Genomic DNA, 25,631 nt, shown 5'->3' on the forward strand with positions numbered 1-25,631 from the left:
ACGTATGCGAATGAGAAAAAAATGGATGTCCGGTTTTCTGACTTTGGCACTGAGTACCGTACTAGTGTTATCTGGCTGCTCCAGCAGCAAGGAAGGTGGGGAAGGTACGCCTGCACCTGCGGAAGGTAATGATCCTCCTACAGAAGCGGCTGCCCAGGATACGATGATTATGGGACGGGGCGGGGACTCGGTTGCGCTCGATCCTTCGATTGTGACGGATGGAGAATCCCTCAAGATCGGGCATCAGGTGTTTGATTCGCTCCTCGATTACAAAGAGGGTGGAACCGAAGTGGTTCCGGCGCTGGCTGAGAGCTGGGAAATTTCCGCGGACGGGCTGAAGTATGTATTTAAGCTGAAATCCGGGGTGAAGTTCCATGATGGAACTGACTTTAACGCAGATGCCGTAGTGTTTAATTTTAATCGCTGGAGCGATCCGGCAAGTGAATATAAATTCGAAGGTGATTCCTTCGACTATTATGATTCCATGTTTGGTCCAGATGGCGCGCGTGTGATCAAGGAAGTGAAGGCACTCGATGAATCGACAGTGGAGTTTACCCTAAACCAGCCACAAGCTCCTTTCCTGCAAAATATTGCGATGACTCCGTTTGGCATTGGCAGTCCGGCCGCCATCCAGGAGAAGAAAGAAAACTTCAAGAGTGAGCCTGTCGGTACCGGCCCGTTTGTATTCAAAGAGTGGAAGCGGAACGACTCGATTACACTGGAGAAAAACGCAGATTACTGGAGGGAAGGTTTCCCGAAGCTAAACAAGGTGATCGTGCGCTCCATTCCGGATAACACGGCTCGTTTCAATGCATTGCAAAATGGCGAGATCGATATTATGGAAGACCTGAATCCGGATGATCTGAGCATTCTGGAAGGCAATAGCGAGCTGCAGAAGATTGAACGTCCGCCATTTAATGTGGCATATATCGGCTTTAATTTTAAGAAAAAACCGTTTGATAACGTCAAAGTCAGACAAGCCCTGAACCATGCCGTGAACAAACAGGCCATTATTGACGCGTTCTTTGCTGGACAGGCGAAGCCTGCCGTGAACCCAATGCCACCTACGCTGTGGGGGTATAACGATGAGATCGAAGATTACGCGTATGATCTGGAAAAAGCAAAAGCGTTACTGGCCGAAGCCGGCTTCCCTGACGGATTGCCTGATCCGGTAACATTTTATGCCATGCCGGTATCCCGTCCGTACATGCCTGATGGTAAGAAGGTAGCAGAAGCGATTCAGGCTGATTTTGAGAAAATCGGTGTCAAAACAACGATCGAATCTCCGGAGTGGGCAACCTATCTGGAAGATTCCAAAGCCGGGGAGAAGGACGACATATACATGCTCGGCTGGACAGGGGACAACGGGGACCCGGACAACTTCTTGTATACCCTTTTGGATAAAGACGCCATTCCAGGCAACAACCGTAGCTACTATGTAAATGAAGAGTTGCATGCCTTACTCACCAAAGCACAAACGGAGACGGATCAGGATAAACGTGCCGAGCTTTACAAACAGGCTCAGGTCATCATCAAGGAAGACGCACCGTGGATTCCACTTGTGCATACCACACCGATTCTTGCCGGGAAAGCCAGCCTGAAAGGTTTTGTAACCTCTCCGCTGGGAACGGAATCGTACGTGGGGGCTTATTTTGAATAAAACTTTCGAGTAAAAATAAATGAAACGCAAGTGTTAAACCAAGTTATGCGCTGGCGGACATGCAATGCTTATTAGATTCTACATCCGGGTCGTGACGAGCCAAAGCATACGTGTTCGCCAGCGCTATTTCTTTAATTTTGCCAAAGTTGAAATCATGCAGATGAACCCTTTAGGGCAGGTGATCTGGAAGTGAACAGCTATATTGTCAAACGTGTGCTGGTACTGCTGCCCGTTTTGCTGGGCATGACGTTGATCGTTTTTTCCATCATTCATGCAATACCCGGTGATCCGGCCGAGACGATTCTGGGGCAAAAAGCAACGGAACAATCCAAGCAGGCTCTCCGGGATCAGCTCGGACTGGACAAACCTTGGTTCCAGCAATATTTCGCCTATCTGGGCGACTTGCTGAAAGGAGATCTGGGCACGTCGATTCGCACCAAGGTGCCTATTGCCCAGGAAATCGTGCCTTATCTGACAGCGACACTTGAACTTACGATGGCAAGTATGTTGTTTGCTGTCATTATTGGTGTGAATGCAGGGATTGTTAGTGCATGGAAGCACAACTCCTGGTTTGATTATTGCTGCATGGTGATTGCGCTTGTAGGTGTATCGATGCCGATTTTTTGGCTCGGATTGATGGAGCAATGGCTGTTTGCCAACAAACTGCAATGGCTACCGTCCATTGGACGAATAAATGCACGTGATCCGGTAGAGGCGATTACAGGTTTGTATGTGCTGGACACAATGCTTGCCGGACGCTGGGATCAGCTGTGGATAGTGACCAAACATCTGATTCTGCCAAGTGTGGCGCTGGGCACCATCCCGATGGCTGTGATTGCACGTATGACACGTTCCAGCATGCTGGAAGTGATGAGTTCCGATTATATTCGTACCGCCAAGGCGAAAGGATTGGGGCCGTTTTTTGTCGTATACGGACATGCGCTGAAAAATGCATTTATCCCTGTGCTGACCGTCATTGGTATCCAGACCGGGTCTCTGCTGGGTGGCGCGGTGCTGACGGAAACGATTTTTGCTTGGCCGGGTGTAGGGCGTTATATATATGAAGCGATTAGTTCACGGGATTATCCTGTGATTCAGAGTGGAATCCTGATCGTGGCTTTCTTTTTTGTGTTGATCAATTTGATTGTAGATTTACTCTATGCGGTGTTTGATCCGAGGATCAGTTACAAGTAGGGGAGATTTACGAGAATCACCGAATTCCCGTTCAACATATCTAAGTTCAGCAAAGGAGAACCTGTATGGCCAAATTGTCGACCAATACCGGACAAACCGTTGACACAGTCAGCGCAAGTAGATCGGGTCCCTGGCGTGAGGCATGGAGGACGTTTCGGCGAAATCAGCTTGCGCTGGCAGGCTTGATCATTATTGTTTTTTTCATCGTATTAGCCTTCCTTGCCCCCTATATAGCGCCCTATGATTACAAAGAGCAGGTGCTGCAGGACAGGCTTCAAGCCCCTTCGGCTGAGCACTGGTTCGGAACGGATGATCTGGGACGAGATGTGTTCTCCCGTGTAATTCATGGTGCAAGAATATCGTTGTGGGTTGGATTTTTCTCTGTCATTGGGTCCATTATTGCTGGAGCACTGCTCGGACTGGTTGCGGGGTTCTATGGAAAATGGGCGGATATGCTGATCTCGCGTCTGTTTGATATTTTGCTGGCATTTCCGGGCATTTTGCTGGCAATAGCAATTGTCGCGATTCTGGGACCCTCTTTGCAGAATGCGTTGCTCGCCATTGCCATTGTGAATATTCCAACATATGGACGGTTGGTGAGGTCGCGTGTACTTAGCTTGCGGCAGGAAGAGTTTATTACATCGGCAAGGACATTGGGAGCGGGGAACGGACGAATCTTGTTTCGGCACATTTTACCAAACAGTCTTACGCCCCTAATTGTGCAAGGAACACTTGGGATCGGTACGGCGATTATCGAGGCAGCAGCACTCGGATTTCTAGGTATGGGGGCGCAGCCACCGGACCCGGAGTGGGGCAAGATGCTTTCGGATTCACGTCAGTACATCCAAAAGGCTCCGTGGACGCTAATCTTTCCCGGTCTTTCCATTATGCTGACGGTACTTGGTTTCAATCTAATGGGCGATGGTCTGCGTGACACTCTTGATCCAAAGATGGCGAAGAAATAAAGCAGGGCGCCACGATTTATTAGTCACCTCTCTAGGTGTTCGTTGGGAAACCTAACGATCCTGAGGAACCTTATTTTATGATTTCCCGGATATTTCCCAGGCTAACGATCACCACAGAGCTTATTTACCGAAAACTTTAAGGATTTACCCAAAATATTGCCGAATGTAGTTAAATAACGTTCCTGAGGATCGTTAGAATGGGAAATACCTCAAAAAGGCTTCATTAACGTCTCTCATGATCGTTAGCGCCGGGTGGTTGAAGTCGACATACGAAAATGGAGAGTGGTGCTCGCGATTTTGTTGACATCACACTGGTACATTTACTCCTTGCGGCATCAGCGGTCTGGCTTAACATCCATACGTCTCGTTTTACCCCTGCCGTCCCGAAGTTGAATTCGTGGCGGTTTTTGTATTGCTGAAGTAAGTACGTTAAACTGATATAGAGCATGTATCTTGACTGACTGCCATCAAACATTGTAGCACAGCGCACCGGGAACTCGGCGTGGACAAAGGGAAGTCCGGACGCAGCTGGAGCATCATTTTTTAAGTTGAAATCCATGATTTTGTTAAAATAACCGTCTTCGTATTGACACCCAATTTTCCCATATGTTATATAAAAAGGAGGGCTTAGCACTCTTTATGTATGAGTGCTAATAGAGTGAAGAATACAAACCACTACATATGGAATGGTTTTATCGAGAATATGGCTATGCTGTGCACCATTTGTAAACGGAACGTTTATCTTGCAGAGCCGCTTGCCTTTATTTTCTATCGAATCATTCAATACCCAAATTCGAAAGGAGCACTTCATTCATGGCGATTAAAAAAGAATTTCAGGCAGAATCCAAACGTTTGCTGGATATGATGATCAACTCCATTTACACACAGAAAGAAATTTTCCTCAGAGAACTGATCTCCAACTCCAGTGATGCCATCGACAAAATATATTACAGAGCATTGACGGACGACACGCTCGTTTTCAACAAAGAGGACTACTATATCAAGCTTACCATTGACAAGGAAAACCGCACACTTACCCTTACCGATACCGGAATTGGTATGACACAGGAAGAGCTGGAGAACAACCTGGGTGTCATTGCGAAGAGTGGTTCCCTGGCCTTCAAAAAAGAGAACGAAGCCAAAGACGGCCATAACATTATCGGTCAATTCGGGGTCGGTTTCTACTCGGCGTTCATGGTGGCGGACAAGCTGACGGTAACGAGTAAAACGCTGGGTAGCAACGAAGCTTGGAAATGGGAATCCGAAGGTGCCGACGGGTACACGATTACGCCTGCTGAGAAAGACAGCGTAGGTACAGAGATCGTTTTGACGATTAAACAAAACACCGAAGAAGACTCGTATGACGAGTTTTTGGAAGAATACCGTTTGAGATCCATCATCAAGAAATACTCTGACTTCATTCGTTATCCGATCAAAATGGATGTGACCAATCATCGTCCGAAGGAAGGCACTGAGAACGAGTTCGAGGATTACAAGGAAGAACAAACGGTCAACAGCATGGTGCCGATCTGGCGTAAAAATAAAAGCGAACTAACCGAAGAAGACTACACCAACTTCTATATGGAGAAACGGTACGGTTTTGACAAACCGCTGAAACATCTGCACATTAGCGCAGACGGCGCGGTAGTGTACAATGCGATCCTGTTTATTCCGGAGAATACACCGTTTGACTACTATACAAAAGAGTATGAAAAAGGGCTCGAACTTTACTCCAACGGCGTATTGATCATGGATAAGTGCGGCGACCTGTTGCCAGATTACTTTGGTTTTGTCAAAGGGATGGTGGATTCCGAGGATCTGTCTCTGAACATCTCACGTGAGATGCTTCAGCACGACCGTCAGCTGAGCCTGATTGCGAAGAACATCAAGAACAAAATCAAAGGCCAATTGCAAAGCCTGCTCAAAGACGAGCGCGAGAACTACGAGAAGTTCTATCAAGCGTTTGGTCGTCAGCTGAAGTACGGCGTATACAGCGATTATGGCGCAAACAAAGACACATTGCAGGATCTGTTGCTGTTCACGTCTTCTAAAGAGAGCAAGCTGGTGAGCCTGGACGAATACGTCTCCAGAATGCCGGAAGATCAGAAGTACATCTACTATGCTGCTGGTGAGTCTATTAGCCGAATCGAGAAACTGCCTCAGATCGAGGGTGTATTGGAAAAAGGGTACGAAGTGCTCTACTTCACCGACGATATCGATGAATTCGCGATCAAGATGATCACGAATTACAAGGAAAAAGAGTTCAAATCGATCTCCAGTGGCGATCTCGGTATTGAAGACAGTGCGGAGAAAGAAGAGACTGAAGCGCAGGACAATGACAACAAGGAATTGTTCGAAGCGATGCAGGCACAGCTGGAAGGTAAAGTTAAAGCGGTGAAAGCGTCTAAACGCCTTCGTAGCCATCCGGTTTGCTTGTCCACCGAGGGCGATTTGACGATTGAGATGGAGAAAGTATTGAAAGCTATGCCAAACAGCGGCGATGTTCAAGCGGACAAAGTGCTGGAGATCAACGTGAACCATGATGTGTTCAAATCGTTGAAAGACGCTTTTGCACAGGATAAAGAGAAGCTCAGCCTGTATACCAGCCTTTTGTATCACCAAGCGTTACTGATTGAAGGATTGCCGATTCAAGACCCGGTAGAGTTTACGAACGATATCTGCAAGGTGATGGTGTAAGCCTTCTAGATTTAAAATTTCATTTGGAATTTAACCCGACAAGACGTTATTCGTTTGTCGGGTTTTCTTTTATATCGAGGTACCACTTACTGGCTCAACTATCGATGTACAGTTCTAATTCTATGCACAGACAATAGTCTTGCAGGGTATAATATATAGAGAGAGTGTGGTACATCATTAATTGATGTAAGAAGAAGTGACATGACAGACGGATTTTACTTTTCGAAACCGCAGATGTTGTGTATAATCACTCAAAATAGAGACAGTCGGCTAGGAGTGATCTACATGCAATGGCATGATCTGAGAGAACATAGACAATACCCTGAACTTACGAAACTGGAGGGTTCTCGTGCAGCGTATGAGCGAGACTATTCCCGATTGATTCATTCCCCAACGTTCCGGAGGTTGCAGGGCAAATCGCAAGTGTTTGGTGCAGGTACAGGCGATTATTACCGGACACGTCTGACCCATTCCCTTGAGGTGGCACAGATTGCACGAGAAGCGGCGAGAAGCCTGCTGCGGCATTACCCGGAGGTAGATTGGGGCCGGGCGGAGAACCCCGGTCTGATTATTGATTCGGAAGTCGTAGAATGTGCGGCGATTGCACATGACTTTGGTCATCCACCTTTTGGACATAAAGGGGAAGAAGTGCTTGATGGCATTTTGGATGATCTGATTAACAGTGAGACGAAGAAGATTATGAAAAAAAGTCGGGCTGCGAAAGCCCCTAAGGCTGAGTCTGACGTGCGAGCGGAGCTCAAACGGAAATATGAGCATTTTGAAGGTAACGCACATAACTTCCGCCTGATCATGTATTTGGAGAAACGAGAAGACATCGACGGATTGAACTTGTCGGATGCTGTGCTACTTGGGATTAACAAGTATCCGTATCCTGGAACAGAGAGCAAAAAAGGCATGTATCACCACGAGTGGCAGTACATTCGTGAGATTCGGGAGCGCTGGAACATTCCGGCAGGCAAGAAAACGCTTGAAGCACAACTGATGGATCTATGCGATGATATTGCGTACTCCGCACATGATCTGGAGGATGGCATCAAGGCAGGCAAAATCGAGGTGCATGAGCATTTTCTGCAAGACCAGCATATTAACCGGCTCATCGTAGACAAAGTCACTACACTTGAAGATCTGTTCTGGAAGGGCTGGACAAGAGAGGCCATCGCGGAAAAAGTGGAAGAAGTCCTCGCGTCGTTCCTGCGCATCTGGAATGAGAAGATGCCTTTCTGCGAGCATGATTACTCGCGTACTCGTCGTGAGGTCAAGGCCTATTGGGTCAGTCTTTTCGTGGGCAGTCTAGGAGTCATTGATGATGGGGATTGGAAAAAGGTAACCTTTGTCCGCCAAGGCGTAGAAGACCTCGACATGCTACGCACGGTGAGTGTACTCAAGAGCTTCGCCTGGGTGACGATGATTCGGGATCTGCGTGTTCAGCGTTTGCAGAAGCGCAGTGAGTGGATGATTAAACGGCTCTGGGACGCATTTCTCGATCCGGAAACGTCAAAATCCATCATTCCTTCCGATTGGTTGCAACGATATGAGAAGGATCAAGCCAAAGCGCAACCGATCTGGACTTGGGAGCATATGGTGATTGATTACATTGCGGGGATGACCGATGCATTTGCCGAGAAAATCTATAATGAACTTTATGGCCTGAAGGTTGGTTCGATCTACGATCTGGACTAGGCGCGAATTCAAGAGGGGCTAGAGATCAAAGGAGTTGTACGGTTTGGTTGCAAATTTAAGTGAAACCTTTAGCGAAAGCTCAGGTGACGACACCCAAGATCGCTCTGGAGAAAAGTTCAGTCTGGGCGTGCTGGATCTCGTTCCTAGACTGAATGGTGCATCCGCTGAGCATGCTCTTCAACAAGCAGTACTGTTGGCTCAACAAGCAGAAGCGTGGGGATATAAACGATACTGGACGTCTGAGCATCATGATATGGCCGACCTTGCTTCTGCTTCTCCTGAGGTGTTGCTCTCTCATATTGGTGCAAAGACAGATACCATTCTGCTTGGGTCGGGAGCTGTTTTGCTTCCCCATTACAGTCCGCTCAAGGTAGCGGAGTCGTTCCATCTGCTGGCTTCACTCTATCCCGGACGAATCGAGCTCGGCTTGGGACGTGCTCCTGGCGGAGGGCCTCATGCAACGATGGCGCTTAGTGGCAATTATTTGCAACATGTCTCGAATCTTCCCGCCAAACTGGCTTCGCTTACCGAATTGCTCGAAGGACGTTTTGAGTATGAAGATGTTCCGGTTACAGCGCGTCCAATTCCAGAAATTCCATTATCGATATGGATGCTAGGGACCAATGTCAAAAGCGCAACATATGCTGCACAGTTTGGTATGGGCTATGTTTTTGGACAATTCATGAGTGACTCGGATGGGGTGGAGGCTGTTCGTCGCTATCGTGAGGAATTCGTGCCTAGTGCCGGGCTGAAGGAACCGGAAGTCATGGTGGCCGTCAGTGCAATGTGTGCGGCAAATGAGAATGACGCTTTAGATTGGAGCTCTTTCAACAAAGAAGATAAGGGAGTGAAGCGGCATGTTGCCGGCACACCGGAACAAATATGGCAGTATATTCGGCAAGCAGGGCAGAGGCTGGATACCAACCAGATCCTCATGGTAACGGCTGGTCCTGATTATGAACGCAGGTTGGAATCCTATCGTTTGTTAGCTGGGCTTCGGTTACAAAGTGAATCTAACATTCCTAACTAATTATTAGGTGATGTTAAGAATGGCGATGAGCTGCAGATCTGAATCATACAGATGTTGCAGCTCATTTTTAATTCGAAAAAGTTCAACAAAATTTCATGGATTACAGCGTTTACCGACAAAAGAATGCTATAATACTTTATCGCTATCATGCAGATATAATATAGAAGAGTGTAATTTGCAAGGGGCCAATAGATGGGTTTATTTGCGAGAAAAGCACTAAATTGAAATGTGGCGAAAGTTGTCATGAGGGGGAAATTATATGTTTAGCCGATTTAAAATCAAGAGCATCGGTCTGCGTATCAGCATCGCATTTTACCTGTTAATCCTCTGTTTAATTATTCTGAGTGTTACCATCATTGGCCGGATGAATTCAATTGAGACCAACACAAACGATATTACAGGGAATTGGATGCCTGCGATCCAGAAGATTAACCAATTAAATTATTCAACAGAACATGTGTTGTCTCTGAGCTATCGTTACTTTGACGCTGAGGCAGCGGACAAGTCTAAAATTAATGAAGAGCGCACTAAATTTATTCGTGAAACGGCGCAGACGATTGCTATCTACGATAAACAGGCAAAGTCAGCGGAAGTGGAGGAGCACTGGGCATCGTTTAAGAGCAAATGGGAAGACTATCTTAAAATCAATGCACAAGCCATTCGGGTTAGTGACGAAGGACAGGCTCAGCTTGCCAAAGAAGTCGCTGACAAAGGATCTGATTCCTTTGATTTGATGCAGGTTGATCTGGATTATCTCGTCAATTACAATCAGCAGCAATCAGATCTATCGGCATCCCAAACCATTCGATCTGTGCAAGACGGCAGATTGTCCGTTATTATAGGCGTGCTTGCAATGATTATCATAACTGCCATTTTTGTTCCGATCATCCGTACTCAGGTCGTCAAACCGCTACTTCGTGTCATCAGTGCTGTTAAATTGATCGCGGAAGGTCAGTTGAACGTGCAGGACATCCATACTAAACATGAAGATGAAGTGGGTGCCCTGGCGAAAGCAGTCAATGAGATGAAAGGTAACCTGACCTCGATGGTGCTTAATGTAAGGCGTGTAGCTGAATCGGTAAATCGTCAGAGTAGCGAATTGGCCATTGCTTCGGAAGAAGTGAAGATCGGCAGTCAGCAAATTGCGATCACAATGGAGGAATCGGCTAAGGCGGCGGAGAGTCAGGCTCAGACCGCTGTGGAGTCGGCTCGCACGGTGGAAGATTTGAATAATCATATTCAGCAACATGCGGAACAGGGGAATCAGCTTCGTATGATGTCCAATCAAGTGTTGGAGCAGGGACAGAGCGGCCGCAAATCCATGGAAGAATCCGTACAACAGATGCAACAGATTGCCAGCTCGGTATCGTCCTCGATGAGCAAGATGGAGCAGCTAAACCGTAAAAATGAAGACATTTCCAAGCTGGTTTTGGTGATTCACGACATTGCTCGCCAAACCAACTTACTCGCGTTGAATGCATCGATTGAAGCTGCACGGGCTGGAGAGAGTGGACGCGGTTTTGCTGTTGTAGCATCGGAGGTCCGGAAATTGTCAGAAGCAGTCCAAGCTTCCGTTGAAGAAATTACGACCATCACTCAGGATATCCAGCAAGATTCACAGGGTGTAGTGAACGAGCTACGTGTTGGCGTTCAAGAAACGGAATTAGGGCAGGAGCGTATGCTTACGTCAGGTAAGTTGTTCAGAACCATCAACACATCCGTAGAAGGCATGGTAGAGGTAATTGGCACGATGTCGGAAGGACTTTCAGGTATGGAACAGAGCAGTGGCCTGATGAATGACTTCAGTCAGCAGATTTCCGCAGTGTCTCAACAATCTGCGGCCAGTGTGGAGGAAGTCTCTGCATCGGCTGAAGAGCAAGTCGGTTCTATGGAGACCATCAGCAGTAATATCCAAACGTTGAAGGAACTGTCTGACGATCTGCTCACATCCATTGAAAAATTAAAAGTATAAGTCGTTCTTTATAATAGAAGAAACAGGATAAAACGATTGTTTGAACAGGTGGGTTTGTGGTTGAATTTTAAGTTTAAGATCAGGTCCTAAAATTGAAGTTGAAAGGGATATCCAGCAATGGGATCCCTTATTTTTTTGAATTAAACTTGAAAAGTATAACCAAGAAACGAGGGTGATTATGATGGCAGCTACATATATATACATCTTTGCATGTCATGAAAATGAACGTGAGTTATGCCATCTTGAATTGAGTACATTGCTTAGGCCGGATTCAGAAATGCGCATTGCCAATAGTTCTTATATTAGGTCTGAGCGATGTATCCCGCCGGGAAGAAGTCCATTTATTCATGGACGGCTGAATGTATTGGGTGAAGGAAACTCCATTACGGAGCTACTCCCTATAGCTGGAAACATTCGTTTACGGCAGGATGAGACATTTAAGGTCGTTTGTCTGAAGGCAGGAGATGCTCCACCTGACTATGCTCAGGCACGGAAGATTGAAAAAGAAATCGGGATGAGCATCCATGGAAAGGCTCAGATGAAGCAACCTAAAGTGACTTTCGGACTAATCAAAATAGGTCTAAAATGGATCTTGGGTCAGTGGACAGAAGCGGAGAAATCGTGGCATATCCATCAGCAGAAGCCGCAAAACTACTCGACAGGCTTCGGTGTCACCTTAGCAAGGGCGCTGGTAAACGTTGCTGTTCCAGAGGCAGAAAATCATCGTTTGCTGGATCCATGCTGTGGAATGGGAACGGTTGTCATTGAAGCTTTATCCATGGGAATTGATACCGTAGGCAATGATCTTAATGCACTTGCTGTGCGCGGAGCAAAAGTTAATCTACCTCATTTCGGGTATGATGCCAATCGAATTACTTTGGGAGACATGAGGGATCTGGAAGGTGAGTATGATTCGGCAATTTTCGACATGCCTTATAATCTTTGTTCGGTTCTTCCCGATCAAGAACAGCAAGAGATGATCCAGAAATTGCGCAAGTTATGCAAACGAGCTGTCGTCGTTTCCACAGAGTGGGTACAGGCTCACTTGCTGGAATCAGGATGGACGATAGAAAAGTACATAACGGTGCGTAAAGGCACGTTTGTACGTCATGTCTGGGTGTGTATGTGATGATCTGGTTGTGCATGTAATTATACGTTAGAGTGCATAATAAACACTCCACGAAGGAAGAGAGAAAGAATCCTTCGTGGAGTGTTTTGTCGTTCCAAATTGATCCATAGTGAATAAGCATCACGTTAAACAAGTTGCATGGGAACGGGTGTTTGTGTTAATATTTATGACTATAATCGACAAGGTTGAGCGGAAGAGTTTTACCAGCAACGTAGGCTTCCAGATTTTTGATGAAAATATCGAGAGCGCGATGCGTATATTGTTCTGTACTTCCTGCAATGTGAGGTGTAATTAACACATTCTCCATCCCCCATAACGGGTGGCTTGATGGAAGGGGTTCCTCTTCGAACACGTCCAGAGCAGCGAAGGCAATTTTGCCGCTTTGCAGGGCAGCCAGCAACGCTTCTGTGTTTACACTGGGGCCTCGACCTACATTGACAAAACACGCATCATTCTTGAAATGGTTAAAGGTATTCTGATCGTAAATATGCCGGGTTTCATCGGTCAATGGCAGAATGTTAATCACATAGTCACCTTGGCTGAGAGCTTCATGCAGTCCGGACATATCATACATACGGTCAACATGGGGCACGTCTTTTCCTGAGCGTCGTACTCCAATTGTGCGCATCCCCAGAGCTTGTAATACACGGGCTGTTTCGGTACCAATCTCGCCGACTCCGACAATAACAGCTGTCTTACCATGTAACTCAGGCAGTGCTTTGCCAGGATTCTTCCATTCAGCCTGTTGCTGATACAGCATAGCTTGTCTTAACCAGCGACTGTGGGATAACATCATACCCAAAATGATTTCTGTAATAGGAATGGCATGAACGCCGTTGGCGCTGGTCACCTGAATATTATTTTGTTGTAGCTCGGCGAATGGGAGATTATCTACACCGGCTGACCAGACCTGAATCCATTTCAAAGGGCTGTCCTGATGCAGAGCGTGTTCAGTTACAAGAGGAGACCAGCCCAGTATAATTTCGGCTTCTTTTAATTCGCTCGGATCCAGATCCTTGGCTTTACCCACTTTGATCGTGTATCCTGGCGCAGCCTGCTGGATCTGTTGCTGTTGTTCTTCGGACAGAGATGGAAAACATACGATTTTACCCATAATGTGTGTGCCTCCTGAGATCGATGAATTAGTCTTGTCAAGTGTATCAGATTCAGTGTATCCTGTGCATGAAAATGGAAAATTCAGGAACGAAGTCTGATATGCAAAATCTATATTGTGTGCCACTCTATATTTACCCAGCTTGAAATGATATGCATAGTTATGGAATAATAGAGCGAACTTTAGAGAGGTGTATGCAATGAATGCCCCAAAACTTCAAGAACATGCATCCAGACGGGAACGTCTGTTTATTGCTGTGCGTCTGCCTGAATCTGTTCAGCAGTTTCTTCATATGCAGGCCAAGTTAATACGGAACAAGCTTGATTTTCGTAAGTGGACAGACCAAAGAGATTATCATATTACCTTGCAATTCCTAGGGGATACGTTGATGAGTGATGTCGGTCATATTCGGGCAGCTTTGCACAACGTAGCCGCTGATTTTCATACATTTGACCTGCAGCTATCGGAATGGGGAACGTTTGGTCTGGAGAAAACACCGAATGTTCTCTGGAGAGGTGTTAACGGAGAAGTAGAGCGATTACATCAGTTACAGCAAGAAATTGTAAAGTCCACAAAAAGGTTGGGTTTTGAAGCCGAGTTAAGACCTTATCGTCCACATGTTACTGTAGCCAGAAAATATCTTGGATCGCTTCCTGGTATAGATCATGATGGAGTTTTCGAAATCGTTACAGAACATGCTTCTCATGGAAATTCATGGTCAGTAGACGGTTTTGTACTTTATGTGACAAGGCTTGGACAAACGCCAATGTATGAGACAGTGGATACGTTTTCATTTTCCTGAAAAACTTTTTAATGCCATAAACTCACATTGACATTGTGTTTATCCCTATGTAATATTAGCCATCGTTATTCAAATTCTTTTTTTTGGGTTACTAAGATTAGGGAATTGTTTCGATAGGAGGAATCTTCGAATGGAAATTATAAGCAAGAATCGTTGGGTAGCACCGATGTTATCAGTGCTGCTTGTATGTATAGTGGGGGTAAATGTCGTTCAGGCGACGGGGAAATGGAATGAAGCGAGTGATAGTAAACAGATGACGGAGCTTGCGTCTTCGGCGCATAACAACCCATCATTTCCGCAAGAACAGAGGCGAATGATGGAAGATGGGACAAGTCTATCTTCTGACACGTCTGGACAATCCGTAACATGGACGAATGCTTTGCCAGCAAAAAACTGGCTTTTGACTGCTCAGGAAGAGCGCGAGCAACAGGAAGCTGCGGCTAAACAAAAAGCCCAAGCTATCGCTACGGCCAAAGCCAAAAAAGAAGCTGCTCTGAAATTGGCTAAAATGGAACATGCCAAAGCGGCGGCTGCGATGTCAACTCCCCCCCAACAACTTTACTTTACGCGGACCAAACTTTTGAATCAGGATGATGCGAAACTCGCAACCTGGTCTTACAGTGTGTCCGATAAAGAGCTGCATCTGCTACAAAAAATTGTCATGGCAGAAGCGGAAGGCGAACCGTACAAAGGCAAAGTGGCAGTTGCCAACGTTGTCTTAAACCGGCTGCGGTCAGCCAATTTTCCCGATACCATTTACAAGGTCATCCATCAAAAATCACAGTTCAGCCCTGTGGCAAATGGACGATTAAAACGGGTAACCCCGAATGAAGATAGCATCAAAGCTGTAAATGCTGCACTTAACGGCCAGAAGGAAGTGTCAGATGATACGTATTATTTTTTATCTTTGACGCTTGCTGATGATCTGACAGTGGCTCGTACGAAGAAAGAAGTAAAAACGATTGGGCATCATACTTTTTACAAGTAAAGTACCTAAAAATTCTGCAAACAGGCAGGGTAGTTAACAATGTGAGTGTCACATCAGCCCTGAATCTTGTAAAAATGCAGTTTTATTTCGTCATTTTTGTAAGTATCTTTGATTGTAATTTACCCATTTTTTTGGTAGATCATACGATGAAATGCAATAGAAATAAAAAAGGTTCCCCTTCATTCTCTGAAGGGGAACCTTTTTGCTTTTTCGTATTCGTTTAAGCACTTGATTGATTGTGTATTGAATATTGCGTCCTCAGGCCGATGCTAAGGCCCCTTAGAGAGATTATAAAGGGAGTCTGGTACCAGACAAAGGTCTGTTTGTAATGCCTGCTGAGAAACGCTCTAGAGACGTAGTTGTAACCTCTGTTGTTGCAGGGAAGAGTAAATCGTGAACAGCTTGAGCACAACAGGTTGGATCATAAGCTGGTGAATGTCCTGTTATATACCTTTTGTTCTTCTTAGGCAGATTACCTTGCTTATGCTGATTTTCAGACAACTCCCGGAATCGATTTGTTATGACATCCTTTGAGTGAATGACCTCTCCATATCCAGCTTGTACAAAATATTCGCAGTTCTCCTCTTCCTGTCCTGGCAGTGGAGGGATAAAGAGCATCGGAAGGCCTTTAGCCATCGCTTCCGTACATGTCATGCCTCCTGGCTTGGTGATCAGGACGTCCGAAACATCCATGAGTCTGCTGACTTCCTTCGTGTATCCCAGAATACGGATGTTGGGATGCTGGAAGCAAGGGATTTCTTTTATTTTATCAATCATCTTCTGGTTGCTTCCCAGGCAGAAGATTAATTGAACCCGGTCTGCCCAGGATGCGAGAGTTTTCATATGTTCCTCGTCAAAAGAAAGCCCCCAACCGCCCCCCATAAGCAGCGCTGTTGGCATATTCTGCAGTCCCATCTCTTCTCTGAGCTTGACCTTATCCCCAGACTCCCAAAAATCAGGGTGTACAGGAATGCCTGTAATCTGGATCTGTGAGGAAGGGACCCCTCGAATCTCTAGCAAGGCTTTAACTTGAGGAGTAGAAACCAGATATTTGTTTACCTCCGGGTTGATCCATGTTCCATGCACGTCATAATCCGTGATCAACGTATAAAGCGGAATATTCAGTCCTTGACGTTTAAGTCTGGAAATAACCGCATTAGGAAATGGATGGGTACAGATTACAATATCCGGCTTCAACTGGGATACGACCTGCGCCGTCTGGGTATAGAAGATACGGTGCAACGCCAGTTTGGTTAAGCCGTTTAAAGATTTGTTGTACTGTGTTCGGTACAACAGGCTGACAAGTTTGGGTTGAACCGATAGTGTCTTTCGATATGCAGAAAAGATCAGTGGAGCGACGGTCGGATTCAAAAATTTCCCTAGTTCGATAACGCGACTGTGAACATGAGGACTTACTTTTTTGATGCCATGTGCCAGAGCATGAGCCGCCTGTGTATGACCAGTACCGAATCCTTCTGATAATAAGAGCACTCTTGGTTTTCGCATGAGTTCACCTTTATTCATAAGTTTGAGTTAAAATTAATATTTGAATGAGAACAGTTTCGTACGTTTTAAGTAAGGACAGTTATGCTAGGTTTGTTACTTAATGAATATACAGCAAAACAAGGAATCATGTTTCATCCAAAAATATTTACACCGTATAACCTGATTTGAGACAGCAAACTTCAGTTATATGCGGATTGTTTGAGTCATCTTACACTATAGACGACGGCGCTGACAGTTTCCACTGCATTTCGGTTAAAAAATATTAACACATTTTTTTATTGTTAGGCTTGCAATCTTATTTTCAAGGTGATATTGTAGTTTTTGACCGAATGACCATTTTGTATTTTTGGTCATTTTATAGAGAGCGATGAAATCACTCGTCACAATATATATGAAGCAAGGAGGGGATAAGATGGCTCCGATCGACAGGAGACAGCAGGTGATTCATGCAGCCGCCCAGTCGTTTGCCATGTTTGGATACAAAGCGACTACGATGGATCAAGTGGCCAAGATCGCCAATGTAGGCAAAGGCACGATCTACACCTTTTTCACGAATAAAGAACAGCTGTTTGATCAGATCCTCGTGGAAGTCATACAGGAAATGAAAAATATTGCGCAGCGTGAAGTGCATCAGGAAAGTACTTTTTTTGATAACTTGTTTCGCGTGCTGGATGCGCTGTTGGAATTCCGCCGTGATCACGAGCTGCTCGTGAAACTGTCACAGGAATTGAAGGATTTCGGAACGTTGCAGGCCAAAGAAGGTCTGGAAAAAGTGGAGAAGGTTATTTCCGATTTTCTAGCCCGCGAACTGGAGAAAGCAAGAATTAGTGGAGAAATACGTGATTGCGATCCGCAAGTTGTCGCTTTTATGATGATTCGATTGTATATCGCATTAACCTCGGATTGGAGTAAACATCATGATCCGCTTAGCAAAGAGGAAATCAAGAACTACTTTCGTCTTTTCTTAATGGAAGGCATAGCTGCGATCAGTCCGGTTGATTGAAACTCGCTTGTCGAAAGACAAGTTTGTTTTTTGCTCTGGACTGACCGTTTGAGAGAATTGGTCATCACGTATTTCGGTAAAAATACCAGAGTTTTTCATTCTGTTTTCATATTGGTTATTCCTGCTGTCTAGCAGAGAGATTAAGGGGAGAAAATGACATGAAATCATTAAACGTGTTTTTCAAGGATTTGGGATCAGCCGTGAGAAACCCGAAGGTGTTGATCCCTGTAATTGCGATATTATTTATACCGATCCTGTACAGCGGCATTTATTTGGCGGCTTACTGGGATCCTTATGGTAATGTGGATAAACTGCCGGTAGCCGTAGTTAATCTGGATAAAGGCGCCGAACTGGAAGGAAAATCACTTCATGTCGGTAAGGACCTTATCGATGAACTGAAGAAAAATGAAGATTTCAAATGGGACTTTGTCAGTGCCACTCAGGCCAAGGATGGCATGCAAAACGACAAGTATTACATGCAGATCACCATTCCTGAGAACTTTTCGTCCCAAGCCACAACATTGCTTAATGATAAGCCAGCACCAGCAGAACTGATCTATGAGCCGAACGGCAATTATAACTTCGTAGGTGCGCAAATCGGTAAAACGGCAATTAAAGATTTGAAGGCTAAAGTTTCAGCCAAAGTTACTGAGTCTTATGCAGAAACGTTGTTAGATAAATTCTCCGAAGTGTCGGATGGCTTGGCTGAAGCAGGCAACGGTGCCGGAGATTTGAAGACTGGTGCTGGAAAGCTCGACGACGGGGCCGTGAAACTGAAGGATAATCTGGCTAAGCTTGCATCCGGCACATTGAAACTTCAGGATGGATTAGCTCCGTTAAGTAACGGAGTTACTGCACTGCATAATGGAGCTTCGAAGCTTGAAAATGGAACGACAAGTCTAGTTTCAGGGTTAAAGCAACTTCATGAAGCAGCTACGGGGCAGCTTCAAAGTGGGGCTGACCAGTTGAAAGAAGGAAGCGACAAGCTGGCCTCCGGCTTGCAATCTTCATTGGATGGCGCAAACAAGCTGCAAGCAGGACTGCAATCATCCGAACAAGGCAGTGCGAAGCTGTCTGACGGTCTGCAATCAGCAGTTCAGGGCAGTGGAACATTGGCAACCGGCCTGCAATCCGCTGTGGATGGTAGCAGTAAAGTTGCCGATGGCGCACAGGGAGTGGCAGCCGGATTGAAGCAACTGGCAGCAAGCAACCCGGAACTGGCGGCAAGCGCTGATGTTCAAAAGCTGATTGCAGCGAGTCAGGCTGTTGCTGACGGCAGTGCACAGTTGCGTGAAAGCGAGCAGAAGCTGGCTCAAGGCGCGGATCAACTCCACCAAGGTAATCAGCAACTGGCTACGGGTGCAACTGAACTGCATGGAGGTCAACAGCAACTGCTTGCAGGTGCCACTCAATTGGTAGATGGACAGAAGCAACTGCTCGCAGGTGCTGGACAGCTCAGTCAGGGTGGAGCAAAACTATCGGGCGGCTTGCAACAATTCAGTAGTAAATTGGGTGAAGCAGCCACTGGCGGTACACAACTGGCAGCTGGTGCGAAACAGCTAGGTACAGGTACGGCTGCATTGCAGTCAGGTGTTGGGAAACTTAGCGGCGGTGTTTCATCTCTCGCTGACGGTTCCAAACAGCTGGGTGACGGAGCCGGTAAACTGGCTAATGGCCTTACAGAACTGAAAGACGGTTCAGGTGAACTGGCAACGAAGCTAAAAGATGCTGCTCAGAAAACGTCCGAAGTGAAGAAAACAGATGAAGTTGTGAATATGTTTGCAGAACCGGTTAGCTCTTCCGAGAACAAGGCAGAGAACGTAAGTAATTATGGAACAGGTATGACACCATTTTTCCTGTCCATCGGTCTGTTTGTAGGATCACTGATCTCTACGATCGTTCTGAAAATGCGTGAAACGTCTGTACCTGGAGCAACAGGCTGGAATCGTTTCGTAAGCCGCACATTGATATTTGGTTCGGTGAGCATCTTCCAGTCGGTTATTGTAGCAAGCTTTATGCTTTACGGTCTCGGACTAGAGACACATAGTACAGGACTGTTTTATCTGTTTACGATTATAACGGGTCTAACCTTCATGCTGATCGTTCAGGCGCTGGTTACTTGGCTCGATCTGCCTGGACGTTATGTGATCATCTTGCTATTGGTCTTCCAGCTTGCAGGAAGTGCGGGTACATTCCCGGTAGAACTGATTCCTTCATGGCTGCAGTCCATCAGTCAGTGGCTACCAATGACACACAGCATTATGGGTCTCAGAGCTGTTGTCTCCAGCGGTAATTTCAATGTGATGTGGCATCAGGCTGAAATATTGAGCGTCTATGCAGCTATATCTGTGTTGCTTACGCTAACGTACTTCCTCCTGAACGGCCGACGTACGAAGAGAGAAGCCGAAGTAGCCGAAAGCGGTCAGCCTTTGACTGTATAATAATGAATGAAGCAAGACGATAATTGCAAAAAAAAGTCAAAGCATATGTATCGAAATTATGCAATATAGTAGTCAAATAGTACAAATGGCCTGCGGCGTGAAAATAAGCCGCAGGCCATTTTGTATTCAATAGTATGAAAATAGAAAGTTATATTGGAATCTGAAGCATGAAAATTGCGAAAATATGGTCAAACGCAGGCTGGATATGGAACGATTTTCTTTTATCAGCAATTAAAATCAGTTGTGCTCTGCTATAAAATGTGTATAATTATTCGAAAAAGAGATGTTTTTAAACGTCAGCACACTAAAGCTGTACTGCAAAACAATTCTTATCAGAGGTATTAAAAAGTTTAAATTGCGCTGATGTTAGGTCGGTGTTAAAATAATAGAACTATATCAAAAAACGTCGCTTCATCTTGAGTAGTCGTGCTAGCGGCTACGTATTGTTGTATATATGCTGTTACCGGATTACCGGCGTCAGTCCTTCGCAATAATGGCGGTCTTTACCGCAATACCAGGCTTACAACAGATAGCCCAAGCTATCACCCCTCCATCTCAGCAGGCAGGCTTATCGCAAGCGAAATGCCAGCTCCTCCCGTTTCATTGTTGCCTGTTGTTATGTCTTGATCTTTCCGAAATACTTCATTATAGAAAGGTTGCGTTCCATGAGACACATCGGATTACCTCCAAAACAAGGTCTGTATGACCCACAATTTGAAAAAGATGCATGTGGTATGGGTTTTGTTGCCAACATCAAAGGAGTACCTTCACACGATATCGTTAGTCAAGCACTGACCATGCTCAGTAACATGGAGCACCGTGGGGGTCAGGGAAGTGAACCGAATTCCGGTGACGGAGCAGGCATCCTGATTCAGATTCCACATCGTTATTTCGCAAAGGAAGCAGAACGACTCGGTTTTGCTTTGCCTGAACAGGGATTCTATGGCGTAGGTATGCTGTTCCTGTCTCATGATCCGGTTGTTCGTACTGCTCATGAAGAGAGCCTGAAGAAGATTATTGAAGAAGAAGGGCAGACCTTCCTGGGCTTCCGGGATGTACCTACGTATGATGAGATGCTGGGTCGTTCTGCACTGGCAGCGAAGCCTTATGTGCGCCAGGTGTTTATCGGAAGATCGGATGAAGTGAAGGATGAGCTTGCATTTGAGCGCAAATTGTATGTCATTCGCAGACGTGCTGAACTGGCTATCCGTTATTCCGCAGACGAGGCGGAAGGAGAATCATTCTACTTGCCGAGTTTGTCTTGCCGTAAAGTGGTCTACAAAGGCATGCTGACAACCGAGCAGGTGGGCAAGTTCTATCTGGATTTACAGGAAGAACTGGTTGAATCAGCGATTGCACTCGTACACTCCCGTTTCAGTACGAACACCTTCCCGAGCTGGGAACGTGCCCACCCGTACCGTTTCATGATCCACAACGGTGAGATCAACACGATGCGTGGTAACGTGAACTGGATGCATGCGCGTCAGTCCTTGTTCGAAAGTGAACTGTTCGGCGATGACATTGCGAAAGTAAAACCGGTCATTAATCCGGACGGTTCAGATACAGCGATGTTTGACAACACGCTGGAATTCCTGTACCTAAGCGGACGCTCCCTACCGCACGTGGCAATGATGATGGTTCCTGAACCGTGGAGCACCGATGAAGGGATGGATCCTGCGAAAAAGGCATTCTATGAATACCACAGCACGATGATGGAGCCATGGGATGGCCCTGCGGCTATGGCATTTACAGACGGTTTGCAGATCGGTGCTACGCTTGACCGTAACGGTTTGCGTCCTGCCCGTTATTATGTAACGAAGGATGACCGAATCATTCTTTCTTCCGAAGTCGGTGTTCTGGATATCGCACCGGAAGACATTCTGTACAAAGATCGTCTGCGTCCGGGACGGATGTTGCTTGTCGATACTCAAGAGGGCCGTATTATCTCTGATGAAGAAGTCAAAGCGCTCATCGCTGCAGAGAATCCTTACGAGGAATGGCTTGAAGAGCACTTGATGGATCTGAACGAGTTGCCGGAAGCACCGGAGCTTCCAGACCCTAAACATGACAATGTTACGCAACTTCAACTGGCTTACGGATATACATTTGAAGAACTGCGCAAAGTGCTGGAGCCAATGGCATCCACAGGAATGGAAGCTACAGGTTCCATGGGTTATGATGCACCGCTGGCTGTTCTGTCAGATCGTCCGCAACGCCTGTATAACTACTTTAAACAGATGTTTGCACAGGTAACCAATCCGCCGATTGACGCGATTCGTGAAGAGATCGTTACCTCTACAGCGACAACGATTGGTCCGGAGCGTAACCTGCTTAACCCTGAACCGGAGAGCTGTCGCCAGATTCGTCTGGATACACCGGTATTGTCTAATGAAGATTTTGCGAAGATCCGCCACGTTCGTCGTCCAGGCTTCCGTTCCATGACGATCCCGATCTTCTTCACCGCTGCAGAAGGAGCAGAAGGGTTGCGTAAAGCGATGGATTTGCTCTTTGAAGCAGCAGACCGTGTCATCGACAAAGGACATAATATTCTGATCTTGTCTGACCGCGGTGTGGATGCCGAGAATGCAGCAATCCCGGCGTTGCTGGCTGTTGCAGGTCTGCATCACCATCTGATTCGTCAGGGTACAAGAACGAAAGTCAGCATTTTGCTCGAATCGGGAGAACCGCGTGATATTCACCACTACGCATTGCTTCTGGGCTATGGCGTAAGTGCGGTTAACCCTTATCTGGCATTTGAAACGCTGGATGATATGATTCAGCAAGGTTTGCTGCGCGGCATTTCCCATGAGAAAGCCGTTAAAAACTACATTAAAGCCGCAACCAAAGGCGTTATTAAAATATTGTCCAAAATGGGAATCTCCACGATCCAATCGTATCGCGGTGCTCAAATTTTCGAAGCCGTTGGTCTGAAATCAGATTTCGTTGACCGTTACTTCACTTGGACACCTTCGCGAATCGGTGGCATCGGTCTGGAGGAAGTAGCAGCAGAGGCGCTGACACATCACAACCGTGCCTTCACGGATAAGGACGGCAATGATAAAGTGCTGGATTCCGGCGGTGAATACCAATGGCGTAATGACGGGGAAGAGCATTTGTTCAACCCGCAAACGATCCATACGTTGCAACACGCTGTACGTACGGGCGATTACAAACTGTACAAAAAGTATTCCAAACTCGTACAGGGTGAGAATGATCAATTGCTTACGATTCGCTCCATGCTGAAGCTGAAACCGGTCGGAGCATCCATTCCGCTCGAAGAAGTGGAATCGGTGGAAAACATCATGCGTCGTTTCAAAACGGGTGCAATGTCCTTCGGTTCGATCAGTAAAGAAGCTCACGAAGATTTGGCAATCGCCATGAACCGTGTAGGCGGTAAATCCAACACAGGTGAAGGCGGAGAAGATCCAGCTCGTTTCGTGAAAGACAGCAATGGGGATTCCCGTCGCAGTGCGATCAAACAAGTGGCATCCGGACGTTTTGGTGTAACTTCCAACTATCTGGTCAACGCTGACGAGATTCAGATCAAAATGGCACAAGGGGCTAAACCAGGTGAAGGCGGACAGTTGCCAGGTCGTAAGGTATATCCTTGGGTAGCAGAAGTTCGTGGTTCTACACCAGGTGTAGGTCTGATCTCACCGCCTCCGCATCACGATATCTATTCGATTGAGGACTTGGCTGAGTTGATCTATGACTTGAAAAATGCTAATCCGCGTGCCGAAATTAACGTGAAGCTGGTATCTGAAGTGGGTGTCGGAACGATTGCTGCAGGTGTAGCTAAAGGTCGTGCGGACATTATCCTGGTCAGCGGTTACGACGGCGGTACAGGGGCATCTCCTCAAGGTTCCATCCGTCATGCCGGTATGCCGTGGGAACTTGGACTTGCAGAGACACATCAAACGTTGATGCTGAACAATCTGCGTGATCGTGTTGTTCTTGAAACGGATGGTAAAATGCTGAACGGGCGTGACCTGGCAATTGCAGCGTTGCTTGGAGCGGAAGAATATGGTTTCTCTACTGCACCACTCGTTGCACTGGGCTGTATCATGATGCGTGTCTGCCAAATGGATACTTGTCCAGTTGGTGTGGCAACACAAAATCCGGAACTGCGTAAAAACTACATGGGAGACCCTGAACATGTCGTGAACTTTATGCGTTTCGTTGCTGAAGACATGCGTGAGATTATGGCTGATCTTGGATTCCGTACCATTCAGGAGATGGTTGGACGTACAGATTGTCTCGAAACGGTAGAAGCTGTGGATCACTGGAAGAAAAAAGGTGTGGATCTGTCGGTATTGCTACATGTGCCTGAACTGCCAGAAGGCGCTGCACGTTACCGTACACAGCATCAGAATCACCAACTGGAAGAAACGCTGGATATGCAACAACTCGTGCCACTCGCACAGCCAGCTATTGAATCCGGTCAACCTGTTGAAGCGGTTCTGCCAATCACCAACGTGAACCGTGCAGTGGGTACCATCCTGGGTAGTGAGATTACACGTAAGTATGGTCTTGCTGGTTTGCCTGAGGATACGGTTAAATTTAAATTTGTCGGCTCCGCTGGACAAAGCTTTGGTGCTTTTGTACCAAAAGGTATGACGCTCACGGTTGAAGGAGACTCCAACGACTACGTGGGTAAAGGATTGTCAGGAGGCAAGCTGATTGTTATGCCTTCACCAAAAGCGACATTTGAAGCCGAGAATAACATTATTATCGGAAACACGGCTCTATATGGGGCGACTAGTGGGGAAGCGTATATCCGCGGTATTGCTGGTGAACGTTTCGCTGTACGTAACTCCGGAGCTAAAGTTGTTGTTGAAGGTGTAGGCGATCATGGCTGTGAATACATGACAGGTGGGCGTGTCGTCGTACTCGGCGATACAGGTCGTAACTTTGCAGCAGGGATGTCCGGAGGTATTGCTTACGTGTATGATCCAAAAGGCACCTTCCTGCAACGCTGCAATCTGGAAATGGTTCTTTTGGAGCGTGTAGAAGATACTGCCGAAAGTGCAGATCTACGTGGCATGATTCAACGGCACGTAGCACTCACTGGAAGTGATGCAGGTCAGCGTATCCTGGATACATGGCAGGATTCCCTGAATCAATTTGTTCGTGTCATTCCGAAGGACTTCAAACGTATGACGGAACAGATCGAGCGTGTACAGGCAACAGGTCTGACAGGTGAAGCCGCTTTGCTGGCCGCGTTTGAAGCAAATATGCGTGAGCTTGCGCGCACCGGAGGGTAATGTTTCGTTTATTTTCCTAATAAAAGAAAAGATTTAAAACAAAAGGAGTCTTATAGCCGCCAGAACGGCGTTATAAGGCTCCTTTTTGCTTTCGACAAAATTAGAACCCGCTTAAAAAACGTTATCGCCATGAGACGACAACATCAAGGAACGTTCTAACGTATA

At 46.4% G+C, this 25,631-nt stretch carries 17 protein-coding genes; 14 read left to right on the forward strand and 3 right to left on the reverse strand.

The annotated features are described in order from the left end of the window. The first annotated feature begins 10 nt into the window (after positions 1–10). From Q9R46_RS01730 to Q9R46_RS01770, 9 genes are all read left to right on the forward strand, one after another. Complete coding sequence (locus Q9R46_RS01730; protein ID WP_311280923.1) at positions 11–1,660, forward strand: ABC transporter substrate-binding protein; 1,650 nt, start codon at positions 11–13, stop codon at positions 1,658–1,660. Positions 1,661–1,724: 64 nt separating this feature from the next. Further along, entirely contained in the window at positions 1,725–1,853 is a 129-nt protein-coding gene (locus Q9R46_RS01735; protein ID WP_311278728.1) for a hypothetical protein, read from the forward strand. Then, on the forward strand, positions 1,850–2,854 hold the full coding sequence (locus Q9R46_RS01740) for an ABC transporter permease (protein ID WP_311278729.1): 1,005 nt from the start codon (positions 1,850–1,852) through the stop codon (positions 2,852–2,854). Before Q9R46_RS01735 ends, Q9R46_RS01740 begins: the two co-directional genes overlap by 4 nt. Positions 2,855–2,919: 65 nt before the next feature. Further along, complete coding sequence (gene nikC, locus Q9R46_RS01745) at positions 2,920–3,819, forward strand: nickel transporter permease (protein WP_311278730.1); 900 nt, start codon at positions 2,920–2,922, stop codon at positions 3,817–3,819. 813 nt (positions 3,820–4,632) lie between these two features. Further along, on the forward strand, positions 4,633–6,516 hold the full coding sequence (htpG, locus tag Q9R46_RS01750; RefSeq protein WP_145333243.1) for a molecular chaperone HtpG: 1,884 nt from the start codon (positions 4,633–4,635) through the stop codon (positions 6,514–6,516). Between the two features lie 285 nt (positions 6,517–6,801). Next, positions 6,802–8,217: a deoxyguanosinetriphosphate triphosphohydrolase family protein gene (locus Q9R46_RS01755; protein WP_311278731.1), complete on the forward strand. Its 1,416-nt coding sequence runs from the start codon at positions 6,802–6,804 to the stop codon at positions 8,215–8,217. A 121-nt stretch (positions 8,218–8,338) separates the two neighbouring features. Further along, on the forward strand, positions 8,339–9,247 hold the full coding sequence (locus tag Q9R46_RS01760; protein WP_311280924.1) for an MsnO8 family LLM class oxidoreductase: 909 nt from the start codon (positions 8,339–8,341) through the stop codon (positions 9,245–9,247). A 259-nt stretch (positions 9,248–9,506) separates the two neighbouring features. Further along, positions 9,507–11,219 carry a HAMP domain-containing methyl-accepting chemotaxis protein gene (locus Q9R46_RS01765; protein WP_311278732.1) on the forward strand — a complete coding sequence of 571 codons (1,713 nt, stop codon included), beginning with the start codon at positions 9,507–9,509 and terminating at the stop codon, positions 11,217–11,219. Positions 11,220–11,397: 178 nt separating this feature from the next. Beyond that, positions 11,398–12,348: a TRM11 family SAM-dependent methyltransferase gene (locus tag Q9R46_RS01770; protein ID WP_311278733.1), complete on the forward strand. Its 951-nt coding sequence runs from the start codon at positions 11,398–11,400 to the stop codon at positions 12,346–12,348. Between the two features lie 157 nt (positions 12,349–12,505). Here Q9R46_RS01770 and Q9R46_RS01775 read toward each other — a convergent pair whose 3' ends face one another. Next, entirely contained in the window at positions 12,506–13,462 is a 957-nt protein-coding gene (locus Q9R46_RS01775) for a D-2-hydroxyacid dehydrogenase (protein WP_311278734.1), read from the reverse strand. A gap of 199 nt (positions 13,463–13,661) precedes the next feature. Between Q9R46_RS01775 and thpR the strand changes: the two genes are divergently transcribed. Beyond that, complete coding sequence (gene thpR / locus Q9R46_RS01780; protein ID WP_311278735.1) at positions 13,662–14,264, forward strand: RNA 2',3'-cyclic phosphodiesterase; 603 nt, start codon at positions 13,662–13,664, stop codon at positions 14,262–14,264. A 130-nt stretch (positions 14,265–14,394) separates the two neighbouring features. After that, positions 14,395–15,252, forward strand: coding sequence for a cell wall hydrolase (locus tag Q9R46_RS01785; protein WP_145333249.1), 858 nt, complete (start codon positions 14,395–14,397; stop codon positions 15,250–15,252). Positions 15,253–15,540: 288 nt separating this feature from the next. Here Q9R46_RS01785 and Q9R46_RS01790 read toward each other — a convergent pair whose 3' ends face one another. Beyond that, positions 15,541–16,758, reverse strand: a complete 1,218-nt coding sequence (locus Q9R46_RS01790) for an MGDG synthase family glycosyltransferase (RefSeq protein ID WP_311278736.1) — start codon at positions 16,756–16,758, stop codon at positions 15,541–15,543. Between the two features lie 412 nt (positions 16,759–17,170). Between Q9R46_RS01790 and Q9R46_RS01795 the strand changes: the two genes are divergently transcribed. After that, a complete protein-coding gene (locus Q9R46_RS01795; RefSeq protein ID WP_311278737.1) occupies positions 17,171–17,761 on the forward strand; it encodes a TetR/AcrR family transcriptional regulator in 591 nt (196 codons plus the stop codon). Positions 17,762–17,919: 158 nt separating this feature from the next. Beyond that, a complete protein-coding gene (locus tag Q9R46_RS01800) occupies positions 17,920–20,202 on the forward strand; it encodes a YhgE/Pip domain-containing protein (protein ID WP_311278738.1) in 2,283 nt (760 codons plus the stop codon). Between the two features lie 542 nt (positions 20,203–20,744). Here the strand turns inward: Q9R46_RS01800 and Q9R46_RS01805 are convergent. Then, entirely contained in the window at positions 20,745–20,876 is a 132-nt protein-coding gene (locus tag Q9R46_RS01805; RefSeq protein WP_260989895.1) for a hypothetical protein, read from the reverse strand. Between Q9R46_RS01805 and gltB the strand changes: the two genes are divergently transcribed. After that, a complete protein-coding gene (gene gltB, locus Q9R46_RS01810; RefSeq protein ID WP_311278739.1) occupies positions 20,868–25,466 on the forward strand; it encodes a glutamate synthase large subunit in 4,599 nt (1,532 codons plus the stop codon). The two genes, Q9R46_RS01805 and gltB, sit on opposite strands and share 9 nt — an antisense overlap. Positions 25,467–25,631 lie beyond the last annotated feature (165 nt).

The sequence above is a fragment of the Paenibacillus sp. RRE4 genome (genome assembly GCF_031844205.1).
GTDB lineage: Bacteria > Bacillota > Bacilli > Paenibacillales > Paenibacillaceae > Paenibacillus > Paenibacillus xylanexedens_B.